This is a genomic window from Nocardia aegles (genome assembly GCF_052545135.1).
This window is the reverse complement of record NZ_JBQWRI010000006.1, coordinates 96,459-109,761: the sequence shown is the minus strand read 5'-3', so window position 1 is coordinate 109,761 and position 13,303 is coordinate 96,459. Positions and strand designations below refer to the sequence as shown.

Below are 13,303 nucleotides of genomic sequence, written 5' to 3'. Positions count from 1 at the left end.
TGCCGGCATCGCACGGTCGCACCCGAATCCCATGCCCTTCCGCCGGCGGGAAGCTCCGCTCCGGTTGTCGACAGGTACGCGGCATCGTCTGCACTACGCGGCCCGGTACTATCTCGGGGAACCTTCGCTGTCCCTGCGGAAGAAGGCGCGAATCTCGTCGAGGCTCGGGGCGCCCTGGGAGATATCGGGCAGGTCGGGTAAGTCGTCCAAGTCGTCGTCGACGGGTGCGGCGAGGGCTTCGGCCTGCTGCTGCGCCCGGTGCGCCGCGGTCCGAGTGGCGTCCACGATCGCCCTGCTCAACTGCTCCGGTGTCCGGCGCATTGCCGCGGCCGTGAGGCGCAGGTCCGTCAGCACGCCGGCGGCGTCCACGGTCACCTCTACCGATTGGTCGGGAGAACTCGCCTGCGTGCGAGCATTTTCCAGTTCTCGGAACACATCGGAGAGCCGGCTCTGCTGACGTTCGAAGGAGTCGAGGAGATGTTCGAGCTGGTTGCGCATGCCGTTGTTGGCCGAGCGTAGGCCTTCGCGCTCCCATCGATCCATGCCACGACCTTCCGACTCGAAATGCTCAGCGGACAGCGACGACCGCGGACCTCCGAACGTGCCCATAATGATGACCGACTGAGGCGTGGCAACTTTCACCGCTGGTGGGAAGAGGGAAGAACCCGCGCAGGCGGCAACGGGCCTCATGGCCGGTCCGGCAACGCCGCACGCGACATCGTCACCAGCAGCCGACCCAGCACCTTCTGCGGGCCGTTGGCCTCGTCCTCACTCGATTCGACAGCGGCGAATCCCTCGGCCAGCGCCCTGCCCGGAACGAACAGACCGTGTTCGAAACAGTTGTCGCCGAGTTGCGCCCGCCATCGCTTGTAGCCGGCGACCACCCGGCTCAACGTCTGGCCTCGGGGGTCGTTGATCCGCACGTATTCGGTGATGAGCGCGCGTTGCGCCTCCTGGTGTGCCCGGAACCCGCCGGTGAGGTCGATCGCGGCGCCGAGTTCCCGCAGGATCGCGGCATACATCGGTCGCCGTGGAGGACCGGATCGGGTCGTCGCCCTGGAACGGCCGGCCAACGTCCGAGGATCGATCACAGCAGTGTGCGCAAGCACGATCCATGGCGCCACCTCCCCAGGTTGGTCTGCCGTGCCGCGATTTTCGACGGCAGATAGCGAATCCGTCACCTCCCGGATCTCGATTCCACGCAGTACGACCGGCATCCGCGGGAGCACGGTGTCGACAGCATCGGCGATGTCCTGGACCGTTGCCGTGGCGATACCCGCCGCGTCGAACCCGACGATTTCGATGTTGTGCCGGGCGGCCATCTCCCGAGCGATCCGCATGGCCTCGGCATCGGTTTCTCGGCGCGCCCGCACGCTCGCAGGTTTCGGGGCCCGCTTCTGCTCGGGCCGAGCCCGCTCCGGCTTCTTGCCCGCGGGCGGGCGGTCCGGGGTGCGTGGCGGAGATACCCGAGGCGGGGTTTCGTTCGCCGGCGCGCCCGCGGGGCTCGGAGTCTTCGCCCAAGGGGTGCCCGACCCGTTTCGCGTCCACGGCGTACCTGCCGACGGCTTGCCAGAGTCGTTGCGGCCGCCCGGCGGCATCGTCTGTGGACCCGTCTGCTGCCTCGTTGGTGTATTCGCCGGCGCTCCCGGTCGCTCTGCGCCGTTACCTGGCGTAGTCGGCGATCCGGTCTCGGCTGCCGGGGGTTGGCCACCGGATTTGTTCTCGGGGGATTCGGCTTCTGGGGAATCGCTCGTCGAATCGTCCGGCTGTCCGGATTCCGGAGGTTGCCGGCCGGACTCCCCGGGCTGCTCGCCGGATGCCGCGGGCTCCTGGCCGGATGCCGGGGGTCGCTGTGTATCTACACTGCCGCGGTCGTTCGGGGTGTCCGGCTGCGGACGGGCGGAGTCTCCGTTCGCCGGATGGGACGTGCCCGGCGGCCATGCGAAGTCGTCTGGGTAGCCGAGGGGTTCGCTGGACGTCGCCTGGGGGATGGGCCCTGCCGACCGGTTTCGGCTCGGTGGGTTCGTGTACGGGATGCCATCGTCGGCCGAGTTCCGGATGTTCCGCCGGCCGTGGTGGTCCCCGTCCTCGAACGCATCGGCCGCCTGCTCCATCGCGGAACTCATCGCCCGCATGTCCGCGACGAGGTCGTCGAACCCCTCCAACGTACGGTCGGCACCGGGCTTGTAGGTGTGGGCGAACGTCTCGCCGGCTTCATCGTCACCCCAGAACTCACCCTCGTCGGCGAGTGCCGCCTTCAGTTCGTTCGCCACCCGTTCGGCGTCTTCGGCCGCCTGCCGCAACTCCGCCGCCGATTCGCGCAGCTGGGCCAGGTCGACCGACAGTGATTCGGCCACGCGACCCCCTAGGTCGATATCGAGACGGCCCGGCCGTCCTCGGCTGCTGAACGGGACCTCGCGCATCGGCGAATCGCCACGCGCCAGGTCGACCCGAGCCGAAGCATAAGCGACGTGCGCTGGTGTTCTCGTCGGCGGGAACGCGGCGGCCACTTGCCTCGGGCAGCCCTTTGGGACCGGCCGGTTCGAGACCCGCAAGGTTGTAGCACTCCATGAGGCGGGTGCTGCTGCGCTGTCGATCTACTGCTGACTGCTCTGCTGCGGGCGCGAACGGCGAAAGCCGCCACCATCTGTGGGATGGTCGCGGCTTTCGTCGTTCGGTGCCTGGGTCAGCGAGTGAAGAGCAATGCGCGCTTGACTTCCTGGATCGCCTTGGTGACCTCGATGCCGCGGGGGCAGGCGTCGGTGCAGTTGAAGGTGGTGCGGCAGCGCCAGACGCCTTCGACGTCGTTGAGGATGTCGAGGCGTTCGCGGGCGCCTTCGTCGCGGCTGTCGAAGATGAAGCGGTGGGCGTTCACGATCGCGGCCGGGCCGAAGTAGCTGCCGTCGCTCCAGTACACGGGGCAGGAGGTGGTGCAGCAGGCGCACAGGATGCACTTGGTGGTGTCGTCGAACCGGGCGCGGTCGGCCTGGCTCTGGATGCGTTCGCGGGTGGGCTCGTTACCCGAGGTCATCAGGTAGGGCTTCACCGCGCGGAACGCGTCGAAGAACGGCTCCATGTTCACCACGAGGTCCTTCTCCACGGGCAGGCCGCGGATCGGCTCGACGGTGACGGTGATCGACTTGCCGTCCTTGGACAGCATGTCCTTCATCAGCACCTTGCAGGCCAGCCGGTTGACGCCGTTGATCCGCATCGCGTCGGAACCGCAGACGCCGTGCGCGCACGACCGGCGGAAGGTGAGCGTGCCGTCCAGATAGGACTTGATGTAGATCAGCACGTTCAGGAAGCGGTCGGTCGGCAGGACCGGCACCTGGAAGGACTCCCAATGCGCGCCCTTGCCGTCCTCCGGGTTGAACCGGGCCACCTTGACGGTGATCATCACCGAGCCCTCGGGGACCGGAGCGGGCTTCTGCGAAGAGGGTGCTTCGGCAACAGCAGTCATCAGTACTTACGCTCCATCGGCTCGTAGCGGGTCTGCACCACCGGCTTGAAGTCGAGGCGGATGTCCGACAGGAGCTCCGAGCCCTCCTTGTAGGCCATGGTGTGGCGCATGAAGTTCACGTCGTCGCGGTCCGGGTAGTCCTCGCGGGCGTGGCCGCCACGCGATTCCTTCCGGTTGAGCGCGCCGACCACGGTGACCTCGGCCAGCTCGAGCAGGAAGCCGAGCTCGACGGCCTCGAGCAGGTCGCTGTTGTAGCGTTTGCCCTTGTCCTGCACGGTGATCCGCGTGTAACGCTCCTTGAGCGCGTGGATGTCGGTGAGCGCTTGCTTGAGCGTGTCCTCGGTGCGGAACACCGAGGCGTTGTTGTCCATCGAACGCTGCAGCTCGGTGCGGATGTCGGCGACCCGCTCGTCGCCGTGCTCGCTCAGCAGCTGGGTCAGCCAGTCCTGCACCATCTGCGCCGGGTGCTCCGGCAGGTCGACGAACTCGCTGCGCTGCGCGTACTCCGCGGCGGCGATGCCGGCGCGACGGCCGAACACGTTGATGTCCAGCAGCGAGTTGGTGCCCAGCCGGTTGGCGCCGTGCACCGAGACGCACGCGCACTCGCCCGCGGCGTACAGGCCGGGGACGATGTCGGTGTTGTTGCGCAGCACCTCACCGCGGATGCGGGTCGGGATCCCGCCCATCACGTAGTGACAGGTGGGGAACACCGGCACCAGTTCCTTCACCGGGTCGACACCCAGGTAGGTGCGGGAGAACTCGGTGATATCGGGCAGCTTCTCCTCGAGCACGTCCTCGCCGAGGTGGGTCACGTCGATGTAGACGTAGTCCTTGTTCGGCCCCGCGCCGCGACCCTCCAGCACCTCGAGCACCATCGAGCGGGCGACGATGTCGCGCGGCGCGAGGTCTTTGATGGTGGGGGCGTAGCGCTCCATGAACCGCTCGCCGTCGGCGTTGCGGAGGATGCCGCCCTCGCCGCGGACCGCTTCGGAGATCAGGATGCCGAGTCCGGCCAGACCTGTCGGGTGGAACTGGTGGAACTCCATGTCCTCCAGCGGCAGGCCCTTGCGGAACACGATGGCCATGCCGTCGCCGGTCAGGGTGTGCGCGTTCGAGGTGGTCTTGTACATCCGGCCGGAGCCGCCGGTGGCGAACACGATCGACTTGGCGTGGAAGACATGGATGTCGCCGGTGGCCAGCTCGTAGGCGATCACGCCGGTGGCGACCGGGCCGCGATCGGTGTCGGTGAGCACCAGATCCAGCACGTAGAACTCGTTGAAGAACTCCACATCGTGCTTGACGCAGTTCTGGTACAGCGTCTGCAGGATCATGTGGCCGGTGCGGTCGGCGGCGTAGCACGCGCGACGGACCGGGGCCTTGCCGTGATCGCGGGTATGCCCGCCGAAGCGCCGCTGGTCGATCTTGCCCTCGGGCGTCCGGTTGAACGGCAGGCCCATCTTCTCCAGGTCGAGCACCGCGTCGATGGCCTCTTTGGCCATGATCTCCGCGGCGTCCTGGTCGACCAGGTAGTCACCACCCTTGACGGTGTCGAAGGTGTGCCATTCCCAGTTGTCCTCTTCGACGTTGGCCAGCGCGGCGCACATGCCACCCTGGGCGGCGCCGGTGTGGCTGCGGGTCGGGTACAGCTTGGTCAGCACCGCCGTCCGAACACGCGGGCCGGCCTCGATCGCGGCGCGCATGCCCGCGCCACCCGCGCCGACGATGACGACGTCGTAGCGGTGCTCCTGGACAGGACGAGATTCACCAGTCCCGATGGTTCGTTCGCTGCGCTCACTCATGCGAGGGGGCCTGTTCCTAACTGATGTTGGGGTCGAAGGTGAAGATGACGTAGGTGCCCACGCCCATGATCAGGATCATCGAGACGGCCAGCAGGGTTTTGAGCCAGAAGCGGGTCGAGTCCTTGCGGGAGTAGTCGTCGATGACGGTGCGCAGGCCGTTGCCGCCGTGCAACTGCGCCAGCCACAGCATGGTCAGGTCCCACAACTGCCAGAACGGGCTGGACCAGCGGCCCGCGACGAAGGCGAAGTTGAGTCGCTTCACGCCGCCGTCGAGCAGCAGCATGATCGCCATGTGGCCGAGCACCAGCACGATCAGCAGCAGGCCGGAGAAGCGCATGAACAGCCAGGCGTACTTCTCGAAGTTGCCGTTCGAGCGCGCGCGAGGCGTGCGGGGCAGGTCCAGGCCGGCCGGACGGTCGTACGACTTGCCGAGAACAGGTGCGCTCATTGTCAGTGCTCCGTGAACAGGTAGAAGAACTGGCGCCCGATCGCCGGAACAGCCAGCAGGAACCAGATCGCGAGAATGATCCAGAGCATCAGGCGCTGGTACTTCGGGCCCTTGGACCAGAAGTCCACCAGGATCACGCGGACGCCGTTGAGCGCGTGGTACAGGACGACGACGACCAGGGCCATCTCCATCAACGCGACGATGGGCGTCTTGTAGGTCTCGATCGCTTTGTTGTATGTATCCGGGCTCACGCGCACGAGGGCGGTGTCGAGCACGTGGACGAAGAGGAAGAAGAAGATGGTGACGCCGGTGATCCGGTGCAGCGCCCACGACCACATTCCAGGGTCGCCTCGGTACAGCGTCTTCCGCTTCGGCTGGGCCGGAGCTTCAATCGTGGTCATAGAGTGCGGTGCCTCCAACGTCGTTGATGGACCCGGTCGCAGGTCCGACGCCGACGGCGTGGTGGGCGAATGCCCAGGTAGCTGTACTCCGGCCCGTCGCAGGAACCTGAACCGATCTGTTCTGGACTCTAATCCTCGAGCAATCCCGGAACTAATTCGGCGTACCGTGCGTTGCGCGACACCGGATCGGGTTAGGCTTACCTTTCTCGATGGGTGCGGGGTTCCGTCGCGGCCTCGTCGTGGCCGTGGCAGGTCGATCCGAGAGGGGTCTCATATGTCGAGAATCGACTGGAAAATGTTGCGCGACAGTGCATTTGAAGTTATGCGCAATGCCTATGCGCCGTACTCGAGGTTTCCGGTCGGCGCCGCGGCTCTCAGTGTCGATGACCGAGTGGTGAGCGGTTGCAATGTGGAAAATGTCTCATACGGTTTGGGCCTGTGCGCCGAATGTGTACTCATCGGTAACTTGATTTCGGGGGGCGGAGGGCGTCTTCGGGCCATCTCCGTCACCGATTCGCGCGGCGAAATCCTCATGCCCTGCGGGCGCTGCCGCCAATTGCTCCACGAGCACGGTGGGGCCGGGCTCCTGGTCGATCACAAGGCCGGGCCGGTGCCGTTGCGCACGCTGCTGCCGGACGCGTTCGGCCCCGACGACTTGCACGCCGGGCAGGTGTAGCCGGTCGCATCCCATCGGCGAGAACCCGGGTGCGCGTCGGCCCATGCCAAACTGGCGACCGTGACGACACTGGACGCGGTTTCGATCATCACCACCAAACGCGACGGCGGGGAGCTGTCGGACGCGCAGATCGACTGGGTGGTCGATGGCTTCACCCGCGGCGCCGTGGCCGACGAACAGATGTCCGCGCTGGCCATGGCGATCGTCTGGCGCGGGATGACGCGACGCGAGACGGCGCGGTGGACCGCCGCGATGATCGCCTCCGGGCGGCGCATGGACCTCACCGGCTTGCCGCGCCCCACCGTGGACAAGCACTCGACCGGCGGGGTGGGCGACAAGATCACACTGCCGCTGGCGCCGCTGGTCGCGGCGTGCGGCGCGGCGGTGCCGCAGTTGTCCGGGCGCGGTCTCGGCCACACCGGCGGAACCCTGGACAAGCTGGAATCCATTCCCGGCTGGCAGGCGGACCTGTCCGCGTCGCGGATGCGAGATCTCCTGACCGATCCCGCGATCGGCGCGGTGATCTGCGCGGCAGGCGCGGATCTCGCGCCGGCGGACCGACGGCTCTACGCCTTGCGTGACGTCACCGGCACGGTCGAATCCATCCCGCTGATCGCCAGTTCGATCATGAGCAAGAAGATCGCCGAGGGCACCGCGGCGTTGGTGCTGGACGTCAAGGTCGGCTCCGGCGCGTTCCTGAAGACTCTCGACGGGGCGCGCGAACTGGCCGCCGCGATGGTCGAACTCGGCGCCGACGCGGATGTGCGTACGGTCGCGCTGCTCACCGCCATGGACACCCCGCTCGGCCGCACCGCGGGCAATGCTTTGGAAGTCGCGGAATCGGTGGAGGTGCTCGCGGGCGGCGGTCCCGCCGACGTCGTCGAGCTGACCATCGCCTTGGCTCGTGAGATGGTCGCGCTGGCCGGTCTCGACGCCGACCCCGCCGATGCGCTGGCCGACGGCCGGGCGATGGATCACTGGCGCGCGATGGTCCGCGCCCAGGGCGGCGACCCGGACGCGAAACTGCCCACGGCGAACCACACCGAGACCGTGCGCGCCGACGCCGACGGCGTACTCACCCGGCTCGACGCGATGGGTGTCGGCGTCGCCGCCTGGCGCCTCGGTGCGGGCCGGGCACGTCAGGGCGATCCCGTTCAGTTCGGCGCGGGCATCGAAATGCACGCCAAGCCCGGCGACGCCGTGACGGCGGGTCAGCCGCTGCTCACACTGCACACCGATACGCCCGAGTCGTTTCCCGGGGCCATCGCGGCCGTGCGCGACGCCATCAGGATCGGAACCGATGCCGCGCCCGCTCCGAACTCGCTGATCCTCGGCCGCATCGTCTCCTGAGCGACCCGTGCATGCCGGCTTTCGCCCCGTCCACGGCTGCGTGGTACCTGGTGCGGCCGCCGGTCCACGACCGGGTCGCGGCCACACGCATTCACGTGGATGCGGGTGGATCGCGAATGTGGCGCAGAACCGATCGGTGTCCGGTTGTGGACCGGTCCGCATCCGGTGGGCAACGAGATGGTGGCAACGGCTGGAGTCGGCTGCCGTTTCGGCGCGCTGCGGCTACCGTCGATACATGACTGGACCGATGCCTTTGACCCTTGCCTCGATCCGCCAAGCGCCGAAAGCGTTGCTGCACGACCACCTCGACGGTGGCCTGCGGCCCGCGACGGTGCTCGACCTCGCCGCGCACTGCGGCTACGAGGATCTACCCGCCGCCGACGAGGCGTCGCTGGCGGCCTGGTTCCGTGACGCGGCCGACAGCGGATCGCTGGAACGGTACCTGGAGACCTTCGCGCACACCGTCGCCGTGATGCAGACCCCGGAGGGCCTGCGCCGGGTCGCCCGCGAATGCGCCGAGGACCTCGCCGCCGACGGCGTCGTGTACGCGGAGGTGCGGTTCGCCCCCGAACAGCACCTCGAGCGCGGGCTCACGCTGGACGAGGTGGTCGAGCACACGCTGGCCGGATTCCGCGAAGGTGCGGCGGTCGCCGCAGCCAGTGGGCGCCCGATCGTGGTGACCTGCCTGCTCACCGCGATGCGGCATGCCGCGCGCTCGCGGGAGATCGCGGAGCTCGCGGTGCGCTTCCGCGATCGTGGCGTAGGTGGTTTCGACATCGCCGGCGCGGAGGCCGGTTACCCGCCGAGCAGGCACCTGGACGCGTTCGAATACATGCGCGCCAACAGTGCGCACTTCACCATCCACGCGGGCGAAGCCTTCGGTCTGCCGTCCATTCACGAGGCACTCGCGTTCTGCGGTTGCGACCGGCTCGGCCACGGCGTGCGGATCACCGACGACATCAGCGTGCCCGGCGCGATCGAGGACGCACAGCTCGGGTTGGTCGCCAACTATGTCCGGGACATGCGCATCCCGCTGGAGTTGTGTCCGTCGTCGAACGTGCAGACCGGCGCCGTGCCCTCGCTGGACAAGCACCCGTTCGACCTGCTGGCCCGCCTGCGTTTCCGCGTCACGGTCAACACCGACAACCGGCTGATGAGCGACACCAGCATGAGCCGGGAAATGCTCAAGCTGGTCGAGACGTTCGGCTACGGCTGGAGCGATCTGGAACGGTTCACCATCAACGCCATGAAGTCGGCGTTCATCCCCTTCCCCGAGCGGCTGCGGATCATCGACGACATCATCAAGCCCGGATACGCGGTGCTGATCGGATAACGGGCGCGCTCGAGGTCAGGCCGTGCCGGATCACCGTGCGGCAACGGAAAGTGTCGGCAGCGAGGTTCGGCCGCCCGTCGGCAACCGGTTCGCTAGCGTGGCGACCATGGCGACTTTGCGGATCCCCCGCCGGTTCAACGGTCCGCTCGATTCCGGCAACGGTGGTTATGTGGCCGGTCTGCTCGCCGACCAGCACGACGAGCCGGTCGTCACCGTGATCCTGCGCAGTCCGCCGCCCCTGGAGACGCCGCTGGCCGTGCGGGACGAACGGCTCTACGACGGGGACAGGCTGATCGCCGAGTCCAAGAGCGGCGAACTCGAGCGCGACGCACCGAGTCATGTCCCCTTCGCCGCCGCGGCCGAGGCGACGCGCAGCTATACGAGCATCGAGATGTTCGCGTCCTGCTTCGTCTGCGGCAGCGGCCGCGCGGACGGTCTGCGCATCGAACCCGGCCGGGTCGACGAGAACCGGGTGGCCGCGCCGTGGGTGCCCGACGCCACCGTGCCGCTGGGTCCACCGCTGCTGTGGGCCGCGATGGACTGCCCCGGCGGCTGGTCCCTGCCCGGCATGCTCCAACGTCCCGCGCTGCTCGGCTCGATGACCGCCACGGTGCACGGCATTCCCCAGGTCGACGAGCGCTGCGTCGTGGTGGGTGAATTCCACGGCGAACAGGGCCGCAAATGCCGGGCCTCGACCGCGGTCTACGGCGCGGACGAACGCCTGCTCGGGCAGGCCGAGCAGGTCTGGATCCGGCTGACCTAGTTACTGCTTGTCGAGCCGGGACTCCAGGTTGCGTTCCAGTTCGCGCCAGGCCTGGGCCTCGGCGGTGAACGGCGGGTTGGGCGCCAACCGGGTGGGGTCGGGGTTCAGCAGGTAGGAGACATACCAGCCCAGCGGGGTGGATGGGGCCAGGGCCTGTTCCACCGTGTCGTCATCGGCGTAGTCCGCCGCGTCGGTGAACAACTCGACCGCCAGATCGAGCTGTTCGATGTCGACCGCGTCCGGGCCTTCGGCCAGGTCCTCGGCCAGGCCGGGCAGCACGTAGACGTTCTCGTCGGTGACCTCGACCTCCAGCGAGCCGTCCACCGCCGCGGTCTGCACGTCGGCGAAGGTGCTCACGCGGGCCAGATCGTGCTCGTGGTCGTCGGCGAGGTAGCGGGCCAGTGCGCGCTCGGAGGAGAACACCGTGATCGAGCCCTTGTTGCCGAGGAAGATCGGCTCATCGTCGAGGTAACAGCGCAGCGTGAAAACGCTGCCCTCGGACGTGATGATCTTGACCGGGTCGATGCCGACCTCATGCCAGAACGACTCGTCCTCGTCCTCGTCCTCGTCGTCTTCTTCGAGGTCGACGGGCTCGAACTCCTCGTCCTCGTCGCTGTCGGCCGCGTCATCGGCGTCGACCACGTTCTCCTCGGCGGCCAGCAGCTCGGCTTCGGCGACCGCGACCGCCTCGGCGTCGACCTCTGGCGTCCGCACCACGGAATCGATCGCGTCCAGAACGTCGTCCCAGCCCTTGGCGATGGCCGCGCCGATCTGGTCCCACAGCTCCTCGCCGTCGCGCCCGACGAACGCGCTCACGCCTCCGGGCAGCGCGCCGAGCACCGGATGCGAACCGAAGAACTTGGTCACCGTCTCGAGTTCGCACACCTCGCCGATGTTGCGGACCATGCCGAGCGTGTCCTCCAGCTCGGCGACGGTGTCGACGTCGGGCTCGCCCGCCGCCAGCTCCGGCACCGCCACCAGATCGAAGGAGAAGTTCTCCTCCGGCTCCAGCTCGACCGCCGACAGACCCGCGACGACCTTCCACGCCGGATGGTCCACGAGGTCGTTGTCGGCGTTGGTGCGGATGAATGCGGCCAGCTCCGCCACGGACTCGAAACCGTAGAGCGCGTCCTCGTGACCGAGGAACGCCTCCCACTCGTCGTCACCGTCTCGCCAGCGCGGTGCCCACAGGGTGACGAGATCGCCGTCGGTCAGGCCGAGCTCGATCGGGACGATGTCTCCAGAAGCCATGTGCGGAAGCCTATCGACCTTCCGCGTCAGGCACTATCCGGCCCGCCCCCATTCGTGCCCGCGGGCTGCCCGGCCGCGGGGACGAACGACTCGTTCAGTGTCGCAACGACCTTGGATCGCTGTGTGCCGGCGTCCTCGGCGGCCTGCCTGCACGCCCAGACGATCAACTGCCCGACCTCCGCGGGTGGCAGTGCGGTGACCGATTCCGCCAAGGTCAGACCGACCAGCGCGCCATCGCTGTTCACCTCGACGCTCACCGCGCCGTCGTCCGAGGTGAACCGCCCACGCACCTGCTTCAGCCCGTACAGCGCGGCTTCCAGCGCCTCCAGTTTCTGGGTAGCCGACGCGACCAGGGCGTCCATCTCCGCACTCATACCGGCCTCATCCAGCTCGTCGGTCCCGTGTCCGCGTCGTCGATCCGGTCCAGCTCGTCCACCGCCTGCCGGCGGGTGGGCAGGCCGAGCCGGTCGAGGATGTCCGAGGGCATGCCCGCCTCGGCGAGCAGTTCGCGCCGCCGCGCCCGCGCCGCGATGGCGGACCGCTGGGTGAGCCGCAGGATCTCGTTCGCAAGCGACTGTGCGCCGTAACGGTATTCGCTGCGCTCGAATGTGATCTCCACCGGCATGCCCTGATCGGTGGCGCGCACCGAGATGGTGCCCGACCGGTTGCTGCTGGCCGCCACCGTGACATTGGGGACTTGCGGTCGGGTCATGCCGTCGGCCTGTAGAAGCCGTGGAAGTCCATGCCTGAATTCTCCGTTCGAATCGAGCTGATCTGGACCGGGTCACCCGCCTCGACGAACTGGCCGTTGCCGATCACCATGGCAACGTGGCCGTCCCAGATCGCGAGGTCGCCGGGCATCAGGTCACCGGCCGACACCGGCGTGGCCCCGTTGCCCTGTTCGGCCGCGAGCCGGGGCAGGTCGACGCCCGCCTCGCCGTAGGCGTATTTGGTGAGCCCGCTGCAATCCAATCCCGCGCCAGGGGTGTTGCCGCCCCAGACGTACGGCGTGCCGACGGCGCCGATCGCCGACCGGACGGCCGTGGCGGCCTGTTCGTTGGGGGCCTCGACGACACTGCCGTCGGGCAGGGTGATCTTGACGCCCTCGCCGTTGTCGGGCGCCCCGGACGAACCGGTGTCCGGCCTGGGGGTGCCCGCCGGGCCCGGCGTGCCACGAGAACTGGGCGAGGACTGCGACTGTAGCGGCGTGGCCATCACGGTGCTCAGCAACGAGCCGGCACCGTTGAGCACACCGGATGCGGCGGACGCCGCTTGCTGCACGCCCGCGACCGGCACACCGGCGAGCGACGGGGTGGGCGGCGGCGGGGTCAGGTCGTTCATCGACGCGGTGTGCGTCTGCAATTCGTTCTGCACCCGGCCGACTACGTTGAGCGCTTGGTTGAGATGGTCGATCGCCGAGCCGACGAGCACCGTCAACCCCTCCGGCGTGGCCAGGACCGGGCCCATGCTCGCCGCGGTGTTCACGAAGGACTGCGCGATGTCGGTGAGCTCTTTCTGGCCCGTCTCGACCTCGCCGGCGGCTTGGTTCACCACCGTGGCCATCTCGTTGCCGCGATCGGAGATGGTGGCGGCGGAGGTCTGCACGCGCAGCGCTTTCGCGGTGGCCGCGTCGGCGGCGCGGCCGTCCCACGCGGTATTCATCGCGTTGATGCTGTCGCGGCCCATCTGATGGATCTGGTCGACCACGGTCGAGGTGCTGCGCAGCGCGTCGGTGGGACCACCCGCAGGCAACACGCCGCTGCCGAAGCTTGCGAGCAGGTCCAGGATCGGCTGGGCCAGTGCGTTGACATCGATCACGCGC

At 68.1% G+C, this 13,303-nt stretch carries 14 protein-coding genes; 4 read left to right on the top strand and 10 right to left on the bottom strand.

All coding sequences use genetic code 11. The annotated features are described in order from the left end of the window. Window positions 1-108: 108 nt before the first annotated feature. The 6 genes from ACT89H_RS18485 to sdhC form a co-directional block, all read right to left on the bottom strand. The gene (locus ACT89H_RS18485) at window positions 109-543 is read right to left on the bottom strand and encodes a YbaB/EbfC family nucleoid-associated protein (protein ID WP_445109872.1); all 435 of its coding nucleotides are present in this window, start codon (window positions 541-543) and stop codon (window positions 109-111) included. Between the two features lie 143 nt (window positions 544-686). After that, complete coding sequence (locus ACT89H_RS18480) at window positions 687-2,357, bottom strand: WXG100 family type VII secretion target (protein WP_445109871.1); 1,671 nt, start codon at window positions 2,355-2,357, stop codon at window positions 687-689. A 329-nt stretch (window positions 2,358-2,686) separates the two neighbouring features. After that, entirely contained in the window at window positions 2,687-3,460 is a 774-nt protein-coding gene (locus ACT89H_RS18475; RefSeq protein ID WP_445109870.1) for a succinate dehydrogenase iron-sulfur subunit, read from the bottom strand. Then, complete coding sequence (gene sdhA, locus ACT89H_RS18470) at window positions 3,460-5,259, bottom strand: succinate dehydrogenase flavoprotein subunit (protein WP_445109869.1); 1,800 nt, start codon at window positions 5,257-5,259, stop codon at window positions 3,460-3,462. The genes ACT89H_RS18475 and sdhA overlap by 1 nt, the downstream gene beginning before the upstream one ends. A gap of 16 nt (window positions 5,260-5,275) precedes the next feature. Next, window positions 5,276-5,707 carry a succinate dehydrogenase hydrophobic membrane anchor subunit gene (locus tag ACT89H_RS18465; RefSeq protein WP_445109868.1) on the bottom strand — a complete coding sequence of 144 codons (432 nt, stop codon included), beginning with the start codon at window positions 5,705-5,707 and terminating at the stop codon, window positions 5,276-5,278. 2 nt (window positions 5,708-5,709) lie between these two features. After that, window positions 5,710-6,108 carry a succinate dehydrogenase, cytochrome b556 subunit gene (sdhC, locus tag ACT89H_RS18460; RefSeq protein ID WP_445109867.1) on the bottom strand — a complete coding sequence of 133 codons (399 nt, stop codon included), beginning with the start codon at window positions 6,106-6,108 and terminating at the stop codon, window positions 5,710-5,712. Window positions 6,109-6,382: 274 nt separating this feature from the next. Here sdhC and ACT89H_RS18455 point away from each other — a divergent pair, with 274 nt between their 5' ends. From ACT89H_RS18455 to ACT89H_RS18440, 4 genes are all read left to right on the top strand, one after another. Then, window positions 6,383-6,784: a cytidine deaminase gene (locus ACT89H_RS18455; protein WP_445109866.1), complete on the top strand. Its 402-nt coding sequence runs from the start codon at window positions 6,383-6,385 to the stop codon at window positions 6,782-6,784. Between the two features lie 60 nt (window positions 6,785-6,844). Further along, the gene (locus ACT89H_RS18450) at window positions 6,845-8,134 is read left to right on the top strand and encodes a thymidine phosphorylase (RefSeq protein WP_445109865.1); all 1,290 of its coding nucleotides are present in this window, start codon (window positions 6,845-6,847) and stop codon (window positions 8,132-8,134) included. 235 nt (window positions 8,135-8,369) lie between these two features. Beyond that, on the top strand, window positions 8,370-9,467 hold the full coding sequence (locus tag ACT89H_RS18445) for an adenosine deaminase (protein ID WP_445109864.1): 1,098 nt from the start codon (window positions 8,370-8,372) through the stop codon (window positions 9,465-9,467). 106 nt (window positions 9,468-9,573) lie between these two features. Beyond that, window positions 9,574-10,230 carry a hypothetical protein gene (locus ACT89H_RS18440; RefSeq protein WP_445109863.1) on the top strand — a complete coding sequence of 219 codons (657 nt, stop codon included), beginning with the start codon at window positions 9,574-9,576 and terminating at the stop codon, window positions 10,228-10,230. On the opposite strand, the gene ACT89H_RS18435 is transcribed toward ACT89H_RS18440, so the two are convergent. From ACT89H_RS18435 to ACT89H_RS18420, 4 genes are read right to left on the bottom strand one after another with little or no spacing between them, the layout of a single operon-like run. Further along, window positions 10,231-11,481 carry a SatS C-terminal domain-containing protein gene (locus tag ACT89H_RS18435; protein ID WP_445109862.1) on the bottom strand — a complete coding sequence of 417 codons (1,251 nt, stop codon included), beginning with the start codon at window positions 11,479-11,481 and terminating at the stop codon, window positions 10,231-10,233. A gap of 26 nt (window positions 11,482-11,507) precedes the next feature. After that, window positions 11,508-11,855 (bottom strand): YbaB/EbfC family nucleoid-associated protein, encoded by a 348-nt coding sequence (locus ACT89H_RS18430; protein ID WP_445109861.1) that lies wholly within the window; start codon window positions 11,853-11,855, stop codon window positions 11,508-11,510. Beyond that, entirely contained in the window at window positions 11,852-12,193 is a 342-nt protein-coding gene (locus ACT89H_RS18425) for a hypothetical protein (RefSeq protein WP_445109860.1), read from the bottom strand. Before ACT89H_RS18425 ends, ACT89H_RS18430 begins: the two co-directional genes overlap by 4 nt. Further along, complete coding sequence (locus tag ACT89H_RS18420; protein ID WP_445109859.1) at window positions 12,190-13,299, bottom strand: C40 family peptidase; 1,110 nt, start codon at window positions 13,297-13,299, stop codon at window positions 12,190-12,192. Before ACT89H_RS18420 ends, ACT89H_RS18425 begins: the two co-directional genes overlap by 4 nt. Window positions 13,300-13,303 lie beyond the last annotated feature (4 nt).